Genomic DNA, 18,996 nt, shown 5'->3' with positions numbered 1-18,996 from the left:
CAGTCCGCAAAGGCGTATCGATCATGCGTAAGACTGCCCTCCTCGCTCTGCTTTGCCTCTCTGGCCTGACTCAGGCTGCCCAGATGCCCGTGGCTGCCCTGCCCGGTGGCGTACTGGTCTACAAAAACGTGCAAAGCATTCGTGAGCGCAAGTTTTCCGACATCGTCGAACAAAAAACCGATTTCAGCTGCGGCGCCGCCGCACTGGCTACGGTACTGCGCCAGGCTTATTGGCTCGACGTCGATGAAGAGCACATCATCAAAGGCATGCTGGTCAACGCTGACCAGGACCTTGTCCGTACTCAAGGTTTTTCCATGCTGGACATGAAGCGCTACATAGAAAGCATCGGCATGCGCGCCAGGGGCTACAAGATTCCACCGGAAAAACTCGACGCGGTCACTATCCCGGTGGTGGTACTGATGGAAATTCGCGGCTACAAGCATTTCGTCGTGCTGCAGCGAGCGGACAAGGATTGGGTTTACATCGGAGACCCGGTTCTCGGCCATAAACGCTACAAACATGATGACTTTGTCAAAGGTTGGAACGGCATTGTCTTTGCCATCGTCGGCCCCGGATACGACAAGACCAATGCATTACGCAGTCCTCCGGCACCGCTGACCGCCAAGAACAAGCTGGATAACTTCAACCCCGTCAAAGATGCTGAATTGATGGACTTCGGGTTCATACAGAGCGACTTCTTTTAATCGCCGATTATAAAGAATGGGGCTGGATGTCCCGGGAGCAGCAGATGAAAACCTCATACTGGCTGGCCGCTGCCTGCCTGGCAGCGAGTGCTTCAGGCTATGCCAATGCAGGATTCAAACCCATCGAAATCCAGGATTCGGAGCTGTCACAGCTTCGCGGTCGTTATGTCATGCCGGGGCGGATCATCAGCTTCGGCATCGTCATGAGCAGTACCTGGCGCAACGCCAGCGGAGATCTGATCGGGGCCTCAACCGCGATGCAACTACAGGCAGCAACCGTAAAACCCGAATTCTATGTCTCGACCATCAAGGAAACCGGTAACGGCAGCGCCCTGCAAACGGGTACCGGCTCAGTCATTGGTGGCGCAGGACTCAACAGTTCCCAAGGCGTGACACAAAGCGTTCGCGCCGCCGGCGACGGCAACTCGGCCTACAACAACGTTGCGATCAACGTTTCGGAGGCCAACCAGGCACCGGCGCTGATACCGGCTCAAGGGCAAGCCTTGATGGCCGGGCAAACGATTTCCGGCAGTAATGCCGCCGGCAGCGTCGCCGTTTCGGCCACCGGTGGTGGCGTGCAAATGGCCATCCAGGCCGCAGGCAATCAGGGCACAGCCCTGCAACAGGTAGCCCAGGGCGGGCTGCTGCAAAACACCCGTTTGCTCGGTAACGCAAACGTCGTCAACAACCTGACGCAACTCAATGTTGTCCTTAGCAATAACGGCATGAGTGCCGGCGCACTGGACTGCAATTTGAGTCAACTCAGAGCACTACGCAATATCGGATATTGAACTACGCTGAGTCTCGATCATTGGGCTTAAAGGGACGGCTTATTCATGTATCGATCAGTATCACTGCGTGCCGCTGTATGTTTGAGTACTCTTCTACCCGCGGCGATGCTGCAAGCAGCACCCGATGCGGATGTGGAGACCCTGAAACAGGAACTTCTGGAGCTGAAGCAACGATACGAAGTACAACAAAAAGCCCTGGCGGTACTCGAGCAACGGGTCCGCCAGGTCGAAGATCAACCGGCTTCCCCACCACCAAAACGCCTGGCCAAATCGCCAGCAGACATGAAAGGCAATCCGAAAGTGGCCACCGGTACCGGGGCCGCAGCAGCGTCGGGGGGCGCCGCCGGGGGCAGTGGCGCTTCTTACGGCCAGTCGTTGGCCGACGATTCGCAACCTGCACAGAGTGTGTCCAACCTGTACGACGAGGCCAGCGGCTTCTTTGGGGGCGGCAAGTTCAGCTTTGAAACCGGCATAACCTATTCGCGTTATGACACTCGCCAGCTGATTCTCAACGGCTTCCTGGCACTGGACTCGATCTTTCTGGGCAACATCAACCTCGACCGGATCAAGGCCGATACCTGGACCCTCGACCTGACGGGCCGCTACAACTTCGATAACCGCTGGCAGTTCGACGTGAACGTGCCGGTGGTGTATCGCGATTCGACTTATCAGTCGGGCGGCGGCAATCAGGGCGCAGCCAACGTCACCACGGAACAGGATGTTTCGCGGGATCCGACCATTGGCGACGTCAACTTCGGCATCGCCTACAAGTTCCTGGACGAGTCGGTCAACACCCCGGACGCGGTGGTCACCCTGCGGGTGAAAGCCCCGACCGGCAAGGACCCGTTCGGTATCAAGCTGCGTCAGACCGACGCCAACACCAACCTGTTCGTGCCTGACACCCTGCCGACCGGCAACGGCGTCTGGTCGATCACCCCGGGTGTTTCGCTGGTCAAGACGTTTGACCCGGCCGTGTTGTTCGGCAGCTTGTCCTACACCCACAACCTGGAGGAATCGTTTGACGACATCAGTTCCACGGTCAACCAGAAAACCCCGGGCAAGGTCCGTATCGGCGACAGCTTCCAGATCGGCGCAGGCATAGCCTTCGCACTGAACGAAAAAATGAGTATGTCGTTCTCGGTCTCTGACCTTGTACAACGCAAGAGCAAGCTGAAACAGGATGGCGCGGACTGGGAGTCGGTGGTGTCCAGTGACGCCAACGCCGGTTACTTCAACGTCGGCATGACCATTGCGGCCACCGACAACCTGACCATCGTACCTAACCTGTCCATCGGCATGACCGACGATGCCCCGGACTTTTCCTTCAGCCTGAAATTCCCGTACTACTTCTAACCCGCCACACCATGAACGCAACATCATAAAAAGGCCCGCTGCGATGCAAGTCGCAGCGGGCCTTTTCAGCTTCTTCCCCGAAGAAGCACCGCGCCCTAGCGGATCTGGTGTTTGTGCAGCAAGCGGTAGAACGTCGGCCGAGAAACCCCCAGCACTTTGGCGGCCACGCTGAGGTTATCGCTGTGCCGGTTCAACACATCGCACAACGCCTGGCGTTCGGCCCGGGTCTTGTAGTCTTCGAGGGTGCCCATCGGTGTGGCAATCGATTGTTGGCTGATCAGTCCCAGGTCACGGGCCTCGATCTGCCGCCCTTCGGCCAGCACCAGTCCACGACGTACACGGTTGGCCAGCTCCCGGACATTGCCCGGCCAGTCGTGTTTACCCATGGCAATCAAGGCGTCTTCGCTGAAACTGCGCGGACGACGGCCGGTTTCATGGCTGTAGAAATGGGAAAAGTGGTTGGCCAGCATCGACAGGTCGCCATGGCGCTCACGTAATGGCGCAGTCACGACTTGCAGCACATTCAGCCGGTAGTACAAATCCTCACGGAAGCGTTTTTTCTCGATCGCGGCTTCCAGGTCGACGTGGGTGGCCGCCAATACCCGGACATCCACCGGGATCGGCTGGCTGCCGCCGACTCGCTCGATGTGTTTTTCCTGGAGGAAGCGCAGCAGATTGGCTTGCAGTTCCAGCGGCAGATCACCGATTTCGTCCAGAAACAGGGTGCCGCCGTTGGCCGCCTCGATGCGTCCGACCTTGCGCTGATGGGCGCCGGTGAAGGCGCCTTTTTCGTGGCCGAACAGCTCGGACTGGATCAGATGCTCGGGAATCGCCCCGCAGTTGATGGCCACGAATGGCTTGCTGTGCCGTTGTGATTGCCGATGCAAGGTGCGGGCGACCAGTTCTTTACCGGTCCCGCTCTCACCACGGATCAGCACCGGCGACTCGGTGGGGGCGAGTTTGCTCAGCAGTTTGCGCAGCTCGCGAATCGGTTTACTGTCACCCAGCAACTCGTGTTCCGGCTGATCAACGTGAATCGTGCCCTGTCCACGCAGTCGCGCCATGCCGAACGCCCGGCCGAGGGTGACCTGCACCCGCGACACGTCGAACGGCAAGGTATGAAAGTCGAAAAACCATTCGCAAACAAAATCCCCGACGTTCTGCAGGCGCAGCACTTCCTGATTCAGTACGGCGATCCATTCGGTGCCGCTGCGGCTGATCAGTTCCTTGACCGCTTCGGGACGTTCCAGGTGAAAAGGCTGCAAACGCAGCAGGCCGACATCGCAACTGCGGTCAGCGGCATTTTCCAGGCTGCAACTGTCTACGTCCCAGCCGACAGCGCGTAAACCGGGCAGTAATCGGTGACAGTCGTCACAAGGGTCGACGACCAATAAACGTCGTAATGCAGGCGCTTCGCTCATGACTGTTCCTTGGCGCCAAATTATAGGAAATGATTGTAAAAACAGTCATTTGGCAGACCTGGCTGTAACATTAGCAAGAATTTGACGGCGCCTTGTATCGATTGCTTATAGATGTACAAGGGAAGCAGTTATAAGAAGCTGCTTTATTAGTTAGCTATCGACTTGAATCTTTCACCAGGCTTTCAAAATCTGTCGGATGACTGATTGTATGTAAGAAAGTCGAAATTTCTTCAAATTCGGTGTGACCCGCCAGCGGGTTGCGTGCATCAGTACAAGTAACTCGCCGAACGGTAAGCCCAACCGACGGCACATCACTTGATTGGGCACTATAGAGAGAAGACCCCATGACCGCCCCGCTCCGTATCAACGAAGCTCTTTTGATTGCCAACCACGCATTTAAACCTTTCCAATGCGTGGCCTGGGCCCCACAAGACGGCAATGGCGAACTGAGCCTGACCGTAATCGACCGCACCAACTCGCAGATTGGTCGCACCCGCATTCCAAGCAGCGCCTATTCCGATCCAGCTCAACTTGAATACCTGTTGCAACAGGCTCGTGCTGAACTGAGCGACGAGGGTTACGCACTGCAGTCCTGGTCGATGCCGCACTGATTCGAGGGCGATGCGGATGGTTTTCGAGCCATCCGCCCTTTTCTGTTAGTTGCTGAATCTTTTTAAACTTCAGCCTGCTTGTACAACTTCCCCAAATACTTTCGCACCTGAATGCTTGGCAGGCTTGCGACTGGTTCCAAAAGACACTGTTCTGGCACAGTACGACCCTCCACCTGTTAGTTCTGTCAGTTGTACTTGTGCGTCTACAGGGATTGAATGTTTCGCTCATGCAGTTGCCAACCCGGCTCCCGGGTATCGGTCAACTCGCAAGGAGAAGCATGCATGTCAACCCAGACCGCTATTGCGCTCCCGACGCTAGCGAATAACGCCGGACAACTCGACAAGACATTTGCCAATAACGGCGTGGCTCAGGTTTATTTTGCCGGCAGCACGTCCAACCTGACTCAACACGTAGCGCTCGACCCGCAAAGTCGCATCCTGGTCGCCGCCAAGGTCGTCACCCCTCAAGGCAGCCGTTTCGGCCTGGCGCGTCTACTGGATGATGGCTCAGCGGATCTTGGCTTCGGCTTTCAGGGCAGCGTGATCGGCCAGTTCGCCTCCGGTTTCGAAGCCACGGGCAGCAAGGTCCAGGTCTTGCCTGACGGGCAAATCCTGCTGGCAGGTCTGCACTACGAATCCGAACATCGGACGTTGCCCGCCTTGGCGCTGTTCGATGCGCACGGCCGACCCGCTCCGGGCTTCGGCGACAACGGCCGAAAAATCGTGCGCTTGCCCGGCGATCTGTCCATGGGCACCCGCGATACCTGGCTGCCGCCTGGCGTTCCGGGGGCAGAAGCCTGTGATTTCGCCGTCCAGGACGACGGGCATATTCTGTTGATTGCCAACCATCACTGCTCACTGGCCGACCATGTCGGCATGCTGATCCGCGTCACGCCCGTCGGTGATCTTGATGCAACCTTCAATGGTCGAGGGTTTGTGATGGTCCGGCACTTGCTGCTGAACACCTGGCTGGGAGGCCTGTTGCTGCAAGAAGACGGACGAATCGTGGTGGCCGGCGCGATCGACTTCCCCCAGGAAGGCCTGCTCGCACGTTACCTGCCGGACGGGCAGCTCGACGAACGCTTTGCGCTGGACGGATTCCTGGCCTTCAAGGCCCAGGGGCACAGTGCGCTGGTCAATCAGGTCATCCAGTCCATGGACCGTTTGCATTGCTTTGGCAGCAGCCGCGACCCGATCCGGTGCATGACGCTGTCAATTCACAGCAATGGTCGCCCAGACCTGCACTGCAACAACGGTCAACCCAACCTGTTGGACATCGGCCCCAGCGGCTGCCAGTGGAGTGCTGCGCAACGTATGCCGGACGGTCGACTCATCGCGGCAGGCGCAACGATTGGCGGGGTCGAGGCCGACTTCATCGTCGCCCGCTATCTGGCCAATGGTCGTCTCGACCTAAGCTTCGGCGCCGGTCACGGCTGGTTGCGTACACGACTGGGCCGCAGTCTCGACACCGCTACATCGCTGGCACTGCAACCTGAAGGTGGAATTCTGGTCGGCGGTTATTCACTGGATGGCAACTACCGCGCCGTGGTGGCGCGCTATCTGAACCCATAAAACGGCAAATCCGCAAATCGAAACCTCCTGCGCTTGATCTTGCACAACGCTTACGGCAACTTGCGCGCTTCTTAAAGCAAGGAGCAACCGATGTCCGGTTCGATGGCCCAGGCGTTCGCGCACAATTTTCTCGGGCATTCGCCCCGCTGGTACAAGGCGTGCATCGTCGGGTTCCTGATTCTCAATGCCGTGGTGCTGTGGCTGGCAGGCCCGGTCGCCGCTGGCTGGCTGCTGGTGATCGAATTCATTTTCACGCTGGCCATGGCGCTCAAGTGCTATCCGCTGATGCCTGGCGGCTTGCTGCTGATCGAAGCCCTGCTGTTGAAGATGACCACGCCCCAGGCGCTGTACGAAGAGTTGCAGCACAATTTTCCGGTGATTCTGCTGCTGATGTTCATGGTCGCCGGCATCTACTTCATGAAGGATCTGCTGCTGTTTCTGTTCTCGCGCCTGCTGCTCGGCGTGCGCTCGAAGATGTTGCTGGCGCTGATGTTCTGTTTTTTGTCGGCGTTTCTTTCGGCCTTTCTCGACGCACTGACCGTGACCGCTGTGATCATCAGCGCCGCCGTTGGCTTCTATTCGGTCTACCACCGGGTCGCCTCCGGCAACGATCCGCGTCAGGACAGCGAGTTCAGCGACGACCAACACCTGCCCAAGCTGCATCACGAGGATCTGGAACAGTTCCGCGCCTTCCTGCGCAGTCTGCTGATGCATGGCGCCGTCGGCACTGCGCTGGGCGGCGTCTGCACGCTGGTTGGCGAGCCGCAGAACCTGCTGATCGGCCATGAGATGGGCTGGCACTTCGCCGAGTTTTTCCTCAAGGTCGCGCCGGTTTCCCTGCCAGTGCTGGTGGCCGGTCTGTTGACCTGTATGTTGCTGGAGAAGCTGCGCTGGTTCGGCTACGGCACCTTGCTACCGGACAACGTCCGCGCCGTTCTCGCCAATTACGCCAGCGAAGACGATGCCGAACGCACCCCGCGTCAACGTGCCGCGCTGCTGGTACAGGGCGCAGCCGCATTGATCCTGATTGCCGGGCTGGCGTTCCACATCGCCGAAGTGGGCCTGATCGGTCTGATGGTCATTGTTCTGATCACAGCCTTCACCGGCATCACGGACGAACATCGTCTGGGCAGCGCGTTCAAGGACGCCATGCCGTTTACAGCCTTGCTGGTGGTGTTTTTTGCCGTGGTGGCGGTGATCCATGATCAGCAACTGTTCGCGCCGCTGATTCAGTGGGTACTGGCATTGCCCGCCGAGCAGCAACCGGGGATGCTGTTCATCGCCAACGGTCTGTTGTCGGCGATCAGTGACAATGTGTTCGTAGCGACGATCTACATCACCGAGGTCAAACAGGCATTCCTGTCCGGCCACATGAGCCGTGAACACTTCGAGACGCTGGCCATCGCGATCAACACCGGCACCAATCTGCCAAGCGTGGCGACGCCCAATGGTCAGGCTGCGTTTCTGTTTCTGCTGACGTCGGCGATTGCACCGCTGGTGCGGTTGTCGTACGGGCGAATGGTATGGATGGCCCTGCCCTACACCGTGGTGATGGGTTTGCTGGGCTGGTATGCGGTAAGTTACTGGCTGTAGAAACAACAACGGGAGCCCTTGGGCTCCCGTTTTTTTATGCATCGATCATCGCGGCAATATGTATTTCTCGATGGCCTGTGCCACACCGTCCTCGGTGTTCGGCCCGGTCACCACGTCCGCCTGACGCTTCACGGCGTCTTCTGCCTGACCCATGGCGATCGACAGACCGGCGACATGGAACATCGCCGGATCATTGCCGCCATCGCCAATCGCTGCGGTCTGCGCCAATGGCACACCGAGATGGTCGGCAATGGTTGCCAGAGCCGCGCCCTTGTTGGCGTCGAGTGCCGTCACGTCCAGATACACCGGTTGCGAACGCGACACCTGCGCCATGCCCTCGACCTTCGTCAATAATCGGGCCTCCAGCTCGACCAACAGTTCGGTGTTGTTGCTGGTCGCCACGATCTTGTCGATGCGCTCCAGATACGGCTCGAAACTGTCGACCACCACCGGCGGATAACCGAGGCCATGCTGTTCGCGAGGAACCATCGGCCCGTGCGGATCCTTGAGCAACCAGTCACCACCGCTGAACACCCAGATTTCGACATCCGGCTGATCGGCGAACAGCGCCAGTGCCGACAACGCTACCGTGGCCGGCAGGTAATGTGCGACCAGAATGCTGCCGTCCGGGTTGACGATCGTGCCACCGTTGAAGGCGGCGGTCGGCAGATCGACGCCCAGGGCTTCGATCTGCTGCAGCATGGCTTTGGGCGGACGCCCGGTGGCTAGGCTGAACAATACGCCCGCCTCACGCAGCTCACGAACGGCATCAATGGTGCGCTGGCTCAGGCTGTGATCGGGCAGCAACAGCGTGCCGTCCATGTCGCTCAACAGAAAACGGATCGGCTCACTCATCCGAGACCATGCCAGACGCGACCATCGCGAGTCAGCAGATCATCGGCAGCCTGAGGCCCGTCTTCGCCGGCGGCATAACGCTGTACGCTCGCGTCCTGTTGCCAGGCATCGAGGAACGGTTGCACCGCACGCCAGCCGTTCTCGATGTTGTCGGCGCGCTGGAACAGCGTCTGGTCACCGGTCAGGCAGTCGTAGATCAGGGTTTCGTAGCCGGTGGACGGCTGCATTTCGAAGAAATCCTTGTAGGCGAAACCCAGCTCGATGTTGGCCATGTTCAGCGCCGGCCCCGGCCGCTTGGCCAGCAGGTCGAACCACATGCCTTCGTTGGGCTGGATCTGGATACGCAGGTAGGTCGGCTGCAACTCGTCGACCTCGGTGTCACGGAACTGCGCATACGGCGCCGGTTTGAAGCAGATGACGATCTCGGTGTCGCGCACACTCATGCGCTTGCCGGTGCGCAGGTAGAACGGCACGCCGACCCAGCGCCAGTTGTCGATCATCACCTTGAGCGCCACGTAGGTTTCGGTGCTGCTTTCGGGCGAGACGTTGGCTTCTTCGCGATAACCGGCCAGTGGTTTGCCGTCGATTTCGCCAGCGCTGTACTGACCGCGCACCGAGTTGGCCCGCGCCTCTTCAGTGGTCCACGGGCGGATCGCCCCGACCACCTTGGCCTTCTCGCCCCGCACCGCATCGGCGCCGAACGCGGCCGGTGGCTCCATTGCCACCATCGCCAGCAACTGGAACAGGTGATTGGGCACCATGTCCCGCAAGGCGCCGGTGTGTTCGTAAAAACTGCCACGGGTCTCGACGCCAACGGTTTCGGCGGCGGTGATCTGCACGTGGTCGATGTAGTGATTGTTCCAGAACGCTTCGAACAGGCTGTTGGAGAACCGGCTGACCAGAATGTTCTGCACGGTTTCCTTGCCCAGATAGTGATCGATCCGGTAGATCTGCTTTTCCGACATGACCTTGAGCAGGCAGGCGTTCAACGCCTCGGCGGTCTGCAGGTCGGAGCCGAACGGTTTTTCGATCACTACCCTTCTGAAAGCGTCGGGTGTTTCCTCCAGCAAACGCGCAGCGCCAAGACGGCGCACCACTTCGCTGAAGAAACGCGGCGCGGTGGCCAAGTAGAACACCGCGTTGCCGGTGCCGCTGTCGGCGATTTTCGCCGCCAGCGCGGAATAAGTGCTGTCGTCCAGGAAGTCGCCCTGGACGTAGCTGATACCTTTGGCGAGTTTGGCCCACAAGGCCGGATCAAGTATCTGATCGCCCTTGCCGACCTTCGCCGCCACTTCGGTGCGGATGAAGTCTTCGAGCTTTTTGGCGAAGGCTTCATCCGTGATGGCGTTGTGATCAACGCCGACGATCCGCAGGCCATCATCCAGCAGGCCGTCGCGACTCAGGTTGTACAGCGCCGGCATGAGCAGGCGCTTGACCAGATCACCGTGGGCGCCGAACAGAAACAGCGTGGTCGGTGGCGCGGGTTCTGCCTTGGATTTCCTGCGGATCGTATGGGTCATTTCTTAGGCGTCTCCACGTGGCCACCGAAGCCGAAGCGCTGGGCCGAGAGGATCTTGTCGCCGAAGGTGCCCTGGCCGCGGGAGCGGTAGCGCGAGAACAGCGAGTTGGACAGCACCGGGACCGGCACCGCTTGTTCCATGGCCGCTTCGATGGTCCATTGGCCTTCGCCGCTGTCAGCCACGGAGCCCGAGAAACCGTCGAGTTTCGGATCGCTGGCCAGGGCGTCGGCGGTCAAGTCCAGCAGCCAGGACGACACCACGCTGCCACGACGCCAGACTTCGGCGATGTCAGCCACGTTCAGGTCGAAACGCTGATCTTCCGGCAGGCGCTCGCTGGACTTGGTCTTGAGGATATCGAAGCCTTCGGCGAAGGCCGCCATCATGCCGTACTCGATACCGTTGTGGATCATCTTCACGAAGTGACCGGCGCCGGCTGGACCGGCATGGATGTAGCCGTGCTCGGCACGCGAGTCATCGGACTTGCGGTCCTTGGTGCGCGGGATGTCGCCCATGCCCGGCGCCAGAGCGGCGAACAGTGGGTCCAGACGTTTAACGGTCTCGGCATCGCCACCGATCATCATGCAGTAGCCACGCTCCAGGCCCCAGACGCCGCCGGAAGTGCCGACGTCGATGTAGTGCAGGCCTTTCTCGGCCAGGGTCTTGGCCCGGCGGATGTCGTCCTTATAGTTGGTGTTGCCACCATCGATGATGGTGTCGCCCGCCTCGAGCAGAGTGCTCAGGGTTTCGATGGTGTCTTCGGTCGGCGCGCCGGCCGGCAGCATGACCCACACGGCACGCGGCTTGGCCAGGCCTGCGACCAGTGCAGGAAGATCGGCGACTCCGGTAGAGCCCTCGGCGGCCAGGGTGTCGACAAAGGCGGTATTGCGGTCGTAAACAACGGTGGTGTGACCGTTGAGCATCAGACGCCGTGCAATATTGCCGCCCATGCGGCCCAGTCCAATAATCCCGAGTTGCATGTGCTGATGCTCCTTACTACAAATAAAAGTGTGTCAAAGGTTATAGCCCAACGCTCTCATGGAGGTTAGTCCAGAGCGTCGGTGTGAAGTTTCCGGGCATTGTGCCCGATCCAGACTGATAACGTCGGGAAACGTGCCGAAGACACAACGACCATGAAAAATAAAAAAGTTCCATTCGCGGGCAAAAGAAACCAAAATCGGCGCCGATAGCAGGTCAAGGCTCGAAACCGGGGCTGACCTGCAGTTGAGACACGCCATTTGCGAGGTGAGCAATGGGCACAGTACACACAGCAATGCCGCCACAAACCCTGTACGTCACGATCCGTCGCGATGAACTGCGTCAGTTGAAAGACGAACGCGACCAGCTTAAACAAGAGTTGGCGCAATTGCGCCTGATGACCCAGGGCCTCGAGCCGCAGCCTCTGCCGCGCGTACAGCGCTCACCCCACGCCTGACCGCCCGCCTGATCCGGGAACCGCTGCCCTGCTGTTCCCGACATGATCCGCCCTCTGCCATTTGCGGCAACTAACGAAGTTTTCACATTCGCTTGTTGATACTCCGGCCCATTCTGTCGTGCGTGTCTGCGCGCGGCTTCCGTTCGTCGGTTTTCATGCTCTGGTTCATGAAACGTCCCGGCGGTGGTAATGGTGATCGAGTTGGAGTGCTGAATGGCATTGTTCAAACGCAGCAAAACTGCTGCGGCAGGTTTTGACTGGGCCGGGTTCCTCTGGCTGTTTGTTTTCTTCTGGTACTTCTCCGGTATCACTCAACTGCTGATCCAGCTGACCGGCACCTCCGGGTTCTCCGGCTTCCGCCAGGCGTTCGTGATGAGCGCGGTGTGGCTGGCGCCGATGCTGCTGTTCCCCAAACGCACCCGTTTGCTCGCCGCTTTGATCGGCGTGGTGCTGTGGGCCTGCTCGATGGCCAGTCTGGGTTACTTCTTCATCTATCAACAGGAATTCTCCCAGAGCGTCATCTTCATCATGTTCGAATCGAACGTGTCGGAAGCTGGCGAGTACATGACCCAGTACTTTGCCTGGTGGATGATCCCCGCGTTCCTCGCTCACACGGCGTTCGCCTACTTCCTGTGGACCCGCCTGCGTCCGGTCTACATGCCGCGTGGCCGGGCCTTCGTGGCAGCCATGGCGATTCTGATCGCGGTGGTCGGTTATCCGCTGATCAAGCAGACCCAGCGCACCGGCAGTTTCGCTGGCGGTTTCGAGAAATTCGAAACCCGCATCGAACCGGCCGTGCCTTGGCAGATGGCCGTGGCCTATCACCGTTACCTCGAGACCCTGGGCGAAATGCAGGGCATGCTCGACAGCGCGAGCAAGATCCCGCCGCTGCACAACCTCAAGGACGCTGGCGCCAATCAGCCTGCGACCCTGGTGCTGGTGATCGGCGAGTCGACCAACCGTCAGCGCATGAGCCTCTATGGCTATCAGCGCAAGACCACACCGGAACTGGACAAGCTCAAGGATCAACTCTCGGTCTTCGATAACGTCGTCACCCCGCGCCCGTACACCATCGAGGCGCTGCAGCAGGTGTTGACCTTCGCCGACGAAGAGAACCCGGATCTGTACCTGTCCACGCCGTCGCTGGTCAGCATGATGAAACAGGCCGGCTACAAGACGTTCTGGATCACCAACCAGCAGACCATGACCAAGCGCAACACCATGCTCACGACCTTTTCCGAACAGGCCGACGAGCAGGTGTACCTGAACAACAACCGCAACCAGAACGCCGCGCAATACGACGGTGATGTGATCGAGCCGTTCAACAAGGCTCTGACCGATCCGGCACCGCGCAAGCTGATCGTCGTGCATCTGCTCGGCACGCACATGAGCTACCAGTACCGTTATCCACCGACCTTCGACAAGTTCCAGGACCGCAACGGCGTGCCGGCCGGCGTGCGTGACGACCAGGTGCCGACCTACAACAGTTACGACAACGCAGTGCTGTACAACGACTTCGTGGTCTCGAGCCTGATCAAGGACTACGCCAAGTCCGATCCGAACGGCTTCCTGTTGTACCTCTCCGACCACGGTGAAGACGTGTTCGACTCGGCGGGCCACAACACCCTGGGCCGTAACGAAAACAAACCGACCGCGCCGATGTACACCATTCCGTTCATGGCGTGGGCATCGCCGAAGTGGCGTGAAAACCACGACTGGAGTTTCGCCGCAGACTTGAGCCGGCCCTACAGCAGCGCGCACCTGATCCACACCTGGGCAGACCTGGCGGGTTTGAGCTTCGATGAACTGGACCGCAGCAAAAGCGTGGTCAGCGACAGCTTCAAACAGCGTCCGCTGCTGATCGGCAACCCTTACGAACGTGAACAGCGAGCCTTGATCGACTTCAGCCTGATGAAGCCGAAAAAGCCCGACGAAGCGCCGAAGGAAGTCGTCAAGCAATAACCTGAAAAGGGCCGGAAACGGCCCTTTTTTCATGCCGTCGCAACACCTCGAAATGACAATATTTCTCGTTTGTCACTAAATCGCACTCCCCCTCTTCGTCTTTGAACCAAAGGAAATTTTCTCTCGAAGACAAGGAGTCGGCTGCGATGTTCGCGCCCATCACCCGTTCCATGACCCTCACCCTGGGCCTGTGCAGTGCTGCATTGAGCCCCGACCTGCTGGCTGAAACCGACGGCGAAAAACAGCCTGAGGCCGTCGCTCCGGCACTCGAGCTGGCGTCTACCAACGTCACCGCCCAAGGCCTGGGCAGTACGACTGAAGACACCGCTTCCTACACCACCGGCGCCATGAGCACGGCCACGCGGTTGAACCTGTCGATCAAGGAAACCCCGCAATCGGTGTCCGTGGTGACCCGCCAGCAGATGGATGATTTCAAGCTCGGTACATTGTCCGAAGCCATGAGCCAGACCACGGGTGTTGTGGTTCAGCATTACGACTCGGACCGGGTCAACTATTCGTCTCGCGGCTACTCGATCAACAACTTCCAGATCGACGGGATGCTCAACACCTTCAGCCGGATGAAGTCCGACTCCGACACGATCATTTACGACCGGATCGAAGTGGTACGGGGTGCCACCGGCCTGACCACCGGCGCGGGTGATCCTTCGGCCACCATCAACATGATACGCAAGCGCCCCACCGCACAATTGCAGGCGCTGGCCGGGGTCAGCGGCGGCAGCTATGACGATTACTACAGCTACGTGGACGTGGGCGGCCCGCTTGCCTTCGACGGCCGTTTGCGCGGGCGCAGTGTGCTGGCGTATCGCGACAGCCAGTCGTTTCGCGACCATTACGCGCTGCAACGGGAAGTCGGTTACGGCATCCTCGAAGGCGACCTGACGGAATCGACCGTGCTCGCGGTCGGCTACGACTATCAGAACAAACACGTACAAGGCAGCTCATGGGGCACGGTGCCGTACTGGAATGCCGACGGCGGCAAGGCCGGTCTGGGCCGATCGACCAACATGGCGACGTCGTGGAGCTCCTGGCCGATCGAGGACAAGACCGCTTTCGCCACCCTCGATCAGGCACTGGCGGGCGGCTGGCACTTGAAAGCGGCGTACACCCATCGCCAGAGCGATACCGACGGCAAGGTCTACTACGGCGGCACCGGTTTTCCCGCGGACGACCGCAGCGGGATGGCGGCCTACATATCACACATGATCGGCACGCAAAAAATGAAGACCTATGACTTCAACGTGTCGGGCCCCTATGCGCTGTTCGGCCGCGAACACGAAATGATGTTCGGCTATGGCGAGGCCGAGCGCAGCGAGCGCTCCCCTTATACGATCGACGGCACGTTTCCACCGGGTTACGGGCGGATTCGCGACTGGAAATACATGGGCGATATCGCCAAATTCCCTGACACCGTCACCGGTTTGACCGGCTCCACCTCCAGCACCCGCCAGAAAGCAGGCTACCTTGCCACTCGGCTGAGTTTCACCGACGACTTGCATGCAGTACTCGGCAGTCGTTACGGCAGCTGGAAAGCGTCAAAAGCCGACAATACGTATGACGACAATCGGCAAGTGAGCGCGGTCGACGCCAGTCGCCAGCAACACAACGACATGTGGACGCCGTACGCGGGGCTGCTCTACGACTTGACGCCTGAGTACACCGTGTATGCCAGCTACACCGACATCTTCAATCCTCAGGAATACCGCGACGCCAATCGCAAATTCCTTGAGCCGGTGGTCGGCAGCAACTATGAAATAGGCCTCAAGGGCAGCCTGCTGGACGAACGCCTGAACCTGGCCACAGCCGTGTTCTGGAGCAAGCAGGACAACGTCGCCGAGCTCGACGACTCGGTACCACCGGATCCGGTCACCGGTGAGGAGTTCTACAAGAGCGGCGGTAAGGGCAACAAGGTCAACGGTTTCGAAGCCGAAGTCTCGGGCGAAATCCATGACGGCTGGAACATGACCGCCGGCTACACCTACACCCACGCGCTCAACGGTGAGAAAAACCGCACCAACACCAACCAGCCACTGAACATGCTCCGCGTCTCCACCGCGTATCGCTTGCCCGGCGACTGGAGCGCCCTGACCGTGGGTGGCGCGGTGAACTGGCAGAGTGACGTCTACGGCAACTCCAACCGCCCGGTCGGACGCGGTGCCAATGGCCGGGTCATCACCGAACGGACACGGATCAGTCAGGGCGCCTACTCGGTGGTCAAGCTGATGTCGCGCTATGAATTCGACAAACACCTGTCGGCATCGCTGAACGTCGACAACCTGTTCGACAAGAAGTACTACGACAACGTCGGCTTCTACAACGGCGTGTTCTGGGGCGATCCGCGCACGGTGACGTTGAGTCTCGACTGGAAACTCTGACGCCCTTCCCTGCGACCTGCACGCGTCATCGGCGCGTGCAGCACTCGTCCGCCACCCTTGGAAACAATCGGTAAAAACTGCATGGAACGCGCGTTAACCCGTGGTTAATGCCCCCAACGGACACTGCGCCCCGAGGTTCTGATTCATGGATGAACGGCTCCGACATTTTCCGTAGGAGGCACCATGAAAACCACGACTGCAATCCTTGCCGGTCTACTCGCCATTGCATCCGCCAGCGCTTTCGCCGAGGGCGGTGCCGAGCGGATGCGATATCACTGGGAAAACTTCCCGGTTCACACCGAACAAAGCCAACAGACAGACACGAAAGCCAACGAGCTACGTGTCCCGGACGACCAGACCGCGCAGGTCACCGAACATTACCGTCCTTGATGTAGACAGGTTTACCGATGGACCTGCGATGGCTCCGCTCTGGCTTCGCAGATGACAGTTGGGCGCCCTTTTCGGGCGCCTTTTTTTATGCCTGCAATTCCTTGATCCAGAACAGCATGCGCCCGTGACTCGGGTCGAACATGCCCGGTGCAAAACCGAACTTGGCGTAAGAGCCCTGCGCCACAGCGTTGCCTTCAAGCACTTCCAGGGTGATCTTGCAGCAACCGCGCTGACGGGCGATGTCCTCGACCTTGCGCAGCATTTTCTGGCTCAGCCCCAAGCCTCGAAACTTCGTCACCACCGACACGTCATGGACGTTGACCAGCGGTTTGCAGGCAAAGGTCGAAAACCCTTCAAAGCAGTTCACCAGCCCTGCCGGCTCGCCGCCAACAAAGGCCAGGACACTGAACGCGTGAGGCCGCTTGGCCAGTTCTGCGGGCAGTTGCTGCAACAGTTCAGGGGCAATCGGCTGGCCGCCGCCCATCGGGTCTTCAGCGTAATGATTGAGCACCACACCGATGGCCTCGGCATGCACCGGATTGGTATAGCTGGCTTGAAGCACAAGAATCTCTGCGGAATCCATTTCCTTCCTCGATCGCACGGGGCCCCGGCACGTTTGATACGCACTGATAGGCTGTCCGACCTTAGCGCGAGGCAGCCCCGGCCACAACCCGGCCGTTTCAGTGGCCCCAGATCAGTTCTTCCGTCCAGCCCAGTTCGGCGAAATCCTCGGCCCGCAAGCCGGACTCGCCGACACAGAAGAACTCATCCAGTTGCGGCGGTTTCACCGGCGTGCCGCTGAGCATGGCGTGGACCTGGCCACGATGGTGGATCTGATGTTCGAACAGGTGCGAAATCATCCGCAGACGGCTGTCGTGCTGCGGCGTGTCGCGGGCGATGGTGACAATGCGACCCAGATCGGCGTCGCGCAGTTGCTCGCAATAAGCAATCAAGCGGCGGTCGACATGGGCTTGTTCGCGGCGCAAGGCCTGCGCCTCGGTGAAGGGCTCGTCCACGTTGAAAAACACGTAACAGTCGGGATGCGGCTCATCACCGCGCAACTCGCGCTCCAGCGCATCGACGTAGAACCAGTCGCAGGTGAGGATGTGATTGAGGGTCAGGCGAACGCTCGGGAAGAAACTCACCCTGGGCGCCGCCAGTTGCGCATCGTCGAGTTGCAGCCAGGCCTTGGCCAGTCGATGGTTGGCCCAGGCGTTCTGATAAGCCATGGTCAGCAAGTGATGAGACAGTGGCTGAGTCATGTCGCGCCCTCCGTGCATCAAGTGTCGGCAAAGCGTTGCAGCTGCATCTCCTGCAAGCGGCTGAGGGTCCGGCGGAACGGGAATTCCAGATAACCCTCGGTGTACAGCGCTTCCATCGGCACCTGCGCTTCGATGTACAGCGGCACCTTGCGGTCGTAGCACTCGTCGACCAGCGCGATAAAGCGCCGTACGCCGTCATCGTGCACTGACAGTTGCGGCAACTCACGGTCGCCGGCCACCACACGCTCCGCTCCGTCTTCGGTGCCACGAGCGATCCGCCCTTCACGCTTTTGTGCGCTCAGGTTCGGCACCTCGCTCAACAGAATAGCCCGGTAGCTGTCGCACAGCGCGATGAAGTCCATGGCCGCGAACGGTTGCTCGCACAGATCCGCGTAACGGCACCACAACACGGACTCGCTGGCCTTCACCACATTCAAGGCACGGTAGCCGACCGGCACAGGTTCGGCGCTGGCACCCTGCCCGGCCGCCAACGCATCGAACACCCCGGCCAGCGCGCAACCCTGCTCCGGCGCCGCCACCCAGTAGCGTTGTTCGAGGGCGCCCGGATGCAAACGATGATCCTCGGCGCCGTTCACCGCGACCACCTGCATATGCTGCTTGATCGCCGTGATCGCCGGCAGGAAGCGGTCGCGATTGAAGCCGTCGGCATACAGCTGATCCGGCGGCAGGTTGGAGGTACAGACCACCACCACGCCTTCGTCGAACATCACCTGGAACAACCGGCCGAGGATGATCGCATCACCGATGTCATTGACGAACAACTCATCGAAGCACAGCACCCGCACTTCGGCCGCCAGTTCCCGGGCCAATGCCCGCAGCGGATCGGCGATGCCGGTCAGTTGAAACGAGCGCTGATGGACCCAGCCCATGAAGTGATGAAAGTGCTGACGCCGGGCCGGCACCCGCAGGCTTTGATGGAACTGGTCCATCAGCCAGGTCTTGCCGCGCCCGACTGGCCCCCACAAGTAAACACCGGTGACCGAACGGGCACCGGCGTGCAGGGCTTCATGGCATTTTTGCAACGCCCAGACCGCGTGCTCCTGGGCTTCATCCTGGATGAAGCCCTTGTGCTCGACGGCATGTTGCCAGGCGCTTAGGGGAGAGTCGAAAGTCATG

At 59.7% G+C, this 18,996-nt stretch carries 17 protein-coding genes; 10 read left to right on the top strand and 7 right to left on the bottom strand.

Annotated elements, in window-relative coordinates; translation table 11 throughout:
• Nucleotides 1-23: 23 nt before the first annotated feature.
• From fapD to fapF, 3 genes are read left to right on the top strand one after another with little or no spacing between them, the layout of a single operon-like run.
• A complete protein-coding gene (gene fapD, locus AC07VV_RS04070; protein WP_096820319.1) occupies nt 24-704 on the top strand; it encodes a fibril amyloid maturation endopeptidase FapD in 681 nt (226 codons plus the stop codon).
• A gap of 44 nt (nt 705-748) precedes the next feature.
• Nucleotides 749-1,495: a fibril amyloid subunit FapE gene (fapE, locus tag AC07VV_RS04065; protein ID WP_495035390.1), complete on the top strand. Its 747-nt coding sequence runs from the start codon at nt 749-751 to the stop codon at nt 1,493-1,495.
• 45 nt (nt 1,496-1,540) lie between these two features.
• Entirely contained in the window at nt 1,541-2,848 is a 1,308-nt protein-coding gene (fapF, locus tag AC07VV_RS04060) for a fibril amyloid transporter FapF (protein ID WP_495035389.1), read from the top strand.
• Between the two features lie 95 nt (nt 2,849-2,943).
• Here fapF and AC07VV_RS04055 read toward each other — a convergent pair whose 3' ends face one another.
• On the bottom strand, nt 2,944-4,269 hold the full coding sequence (locus AC07VV_RS04055) for a sigma-54 dependent transcriptional regulator (RefSeq protein WP_096820316.1): 1,326 nt from the start codon (nt 4,267-4,269) through the stop codon (nt 2,944-2,946).
• 344 nt (nt 4,270-4,613) lie between these two features.
• On the opposite strand from AC07VV_RS04055, the gene AC07VV_RS04050 reads away from it, so the two are divergent.
• From AC07VV_RS04050 to nhaB, 3 genes are all read left to right on the top strand, one after another.
• A complete protein-coding gene (locus tag AC07VV_RS04050; RefSeq protein ID WP_096820315.1) occupies nt 4,614-4,880 on the top strand; it encodes a hypothetical protein in 267 nt (88 codons plus the stop codon).
• Between the two features lie 282 nt (nt 4,881-5,162).
• Nucleotides 5,163-6,452 carry a hypothetical protein gene (locus AC07VV_RS04045; protein WP_495035388.1) on the top strand — a complete coding sequence of 430 codons (1,290 nt, stop codon included), beginning with the start codon at nt 5,163-5,165 and terminating at the stop codon, nt 6,450-6,452.
• Nucleotides 6,453-6,542: 90 nt separating this feature from the next.
• Nucleotides 6,543-8,045: a sodium/proton antiporter NhaB gene (gene nhaB / locus AC07VV_RS04040; protein ID WP_495035387.1), complete on the top strand. Its 1,503-nt coding sequence runs from the start codon at nt 6,543-6,545 to the stop codon at nt 8,043-8,045.
• Nucleotides 8,046-8,090: 45 nt separating this feature from the next.
• On the opposite strand, the gene AC07VV_RS04035 is transcribed toward nhaB, so the two are convergent.
• From AC07VV_RS04035 to gnd, 3 genes are read right to left on the bottom strand one after another with little or no spacing between them, the layout of a single operon-like run.
• Nucleotides 8,091-8,900, bottom strand: coding sequence for an HAD family hydrolase (locus tag AC07VV_RS04035; protein WP_495035386.1), 810 nt, complete (start codon nt 8,898-8,900; stop codon nt 8,091-8,093).
• A complete protein-coding gene (gene zwf / locus AC07VV_RS04030; RefSeq protein WP_495035385.1) occupies nt 8,897-10,420 on the bottom strand; it encodes a glucose-6-phosphate dehydrogenase in 1,524 nt (507 codons plus the stop codon). The genes AC07VV_RS04035 and zwf overlap by 4 nt, the downstream gene beginning before the upstream one ends.
• Complete coding sequence (gene gnd / locus AC07VV_RS04025; RefSeq protein ID WP_096820310.1) at nt 10,417-11,397, bottom strand: phosphogluconate dehydrogenase (NAD(+)-dependent, decarboxylating); 981 nt, start codon at nt 11,395-11,397, stop codon at nt 10,417-10,419. The genes zwf and gnd overlap by 4 nt, the downstream gene beginning before the upstream one ends.
• A gap of 272 nt (nt 11,398-11,669) precedes the next feature.
• On the opposite strand from gnd, the gene AC07VV_RS04020 reads away from it, so the two are divergent.
• The 4 genes from AC07VV_RS04020 to AC07VV_RS04005 all read left to right on the top strand — a co-directional run bounded on the left by AC07VV_RS04020 (nt 11,670) and on the right by AC07VV_RS04005 (nt 16,597).
• Nucleotides 11,670-11,852: a DUF6026 family protein gene (locus tag AC07VV_RS04020; RefSeq protein ID WP_495035384.1), complete on the top strand. Its 183-nt coding sequence runs from the start codon at nt 11,670-11,672 to the stop codon at nt 11,850-11,852.
• Nucleotides 11,853-12,065: 213 nt separating this feature from the next.
• A complete protein-coding gene (locus tag AC07VV_RS04015; protein ID WP_096820308.1) occupies nt 12,066-13,814 on the top strand; it encodes a phosphoethanolamine transferase CptA in 1,749 nt (582 codons plus the stop codon).
• A gap of 146 nt (nt 13,815-13,960) precedes the next feature.
• Entirely contained in the window at nt 13,961-16,207 is a 2,247-nt protein-coding gene (locus AC07VV_RS04010; protein WP_495035383.1) for a TonB-dependent siderophore receptor, read from the top strand.
• 183 nt (nt 16,208-16,390) lie between these two features.
• Nucleotides 16,391-16,597, top strand: a complete 207-nt coding sequence (locus AC07VV_RS04005; protein WP_085731093.1) for a DUF2790 domain-containing protein — start codon at nt 16,391-16,393, stop codon at nt 16,595-16,597.
• Nucleotides 16,598-16,682: 85 nt separating this feature from the next.
• Here AC07VV_RS04005 and AC07VV_RS04000 read toward each other — a convergent pair whose 3' ends face one another.
• From AC07VV_RS04000 to zapE, 3 genes are all read right to left on the bottom strand, one after another.
• Nucleotides 16,683-17,180 (bottom strand): GNAT family N-acetyltransferase, encoded by a 498-nt coding sequence (locus AC07VV_RS04000; protein ID WP_495035382.1) that lies wholly within the window; start codon nt 17,178-17,180, stop codon nt 16,683-16,685.
• 97 nt (nt 17,181-17,277) lie between these two features.
• Entirely contained in the window at nt 17,278-17,859 is a 582-nt protein-coding gene (locus AC07VV_RS03995; protein ID WP_495035381.1) for a DinB family protein, read from the bottom strand.
• 17 nt (nt 17,860-17,876) lie between these two features.
• Entirely contained in the window at nt 17,877-18,995 is a 1,119-nt protein-coding gene (zapE, locus tag AC07VV_RS03990) for a cell division protein ZapE (protein ID WP_495035380.1), read from the bottom strand.
• Nucleotide 18,996: the final 1 nt, after the last annotated feature.

The sequence above is a fragment of the Pseudomonas sp. GW821-FHT02C04 genome (genome assembly GCF_059421845.1).
Note: the sequence above shows the minus strand (reverse complement) of the source record. Positions and strands in the feature narration are given on the sequence as shown.

Coding starts and splice junctions, on each gene's coding strand:
- zwf (WP_495035385.1), bottom strand. CDS start 10,420: ATGACCCATACGATCCGCAGGAAATCCAAGGCAGAACCCGCGCCACCG.
- AC07VV_RS04010 (WP_495035383.1), top strand. CDS start 13,961: ATGTTCGCGCCCATCACCCGTTCCATGACCCTCACCCTGGGCCTGTGC.
- fapE (WP_495035390.1), top strand. CDS start 749: ATGAAAACCTCATACTGGCTGGCCGCTGCCTGCCTGGCAGCGAGTGCT.
- AC07VV_RS04055 (WP_096820316.1), bottom strand. CDS start 4,269: ATGAGCGAAGCGCCTGCATTACGACGTTTATTGGTCGTCGACCCTTGT.
- AC07VV_RS04000 (WP_495035382.1), bottom strand. CDS start 17,180: ATGGATTCCGCAGAGATTCTTGTGCTTCAAGCCAGCTATACCAATCCG.
- AC07VV_RS04005 (WP_085731093.1), top strand. CDS start 16,391: ATGAAAACCACGACTGCAATCCTTGCCGGTCTACTCGCCATTGCATCC.
- gnd (WP_096820310.1), bottom strand. CDS start 11,397: ATGCAACTCGGGATTATTGGACTGGGCCGCATGGGCGGCAATATTGCA.
- nhaB (WP_495035387.1), top strand. CDS start 6,543: ATGTCCGGTTCGATGGCCCAGGCGTTCGCGCACAATTTTCTCGGGCAT.
- fapF (WP_495035389.1), top strand. CDS start 1,541: ATGTATCGATCAGTATCACTGCGTGCCGCTGTATGTTTGAGTACTCTT.
- AC07VV_RS04015 (WP_096820308.1), top strand. CDS start 12,066: ATGGCATTGTTCAAACGCAGCAAAACTGCTGCGGCAGGTTTTGACTGG.
- AC07VV_RS04050 (WP_096820315.1), top strand. CDS start 4,614: ATGACCGCCCCGCTCCGTATCAACGAAGCTCTTTTGATTGCCAACCAC.
- AC07VV_RS04045 (WP_495035388.1), top strand. CDS start 5,163: ATGTCAACCCAGACCGCTATTGCGCTCCCGACGCTAGCGAATAACGCC.
- AC07VV_RS03995 (WP_495035381.1), bottom strand. CDS start 17,859: ATGACTCAGCCACTGTCTCATCACTTGCTGACCATGGCTTATCAGAAC.
- AC07VV_RS04035 (WP_495035386.1), bottom strand. CDS start 8,900: ATGAGTGAGCCGATCCGTTTTCTGTTGAGCGACATGGACGGCACGCTG.
- AC07VV_RS04020 (WP_495035384.1), top strand. CDS start 11,670: ATGGGCACAGTACACACAGCAATGCCGCCACAAACCCTGTACGTCACG.
- zapE (WP_495035380.1), bottom strand. CDS start 18,995: ATGACTTTCGACTCTCCCCTAAGCGCCTGGCAACATGCCGTCGAGCAC.
- fapD (WP_096820319.1), top strand. CDS start 24: ATGCGTAAGACTGCCCTCCTCGCTCTGCTTTGCCTCTCTGGCCTGACT.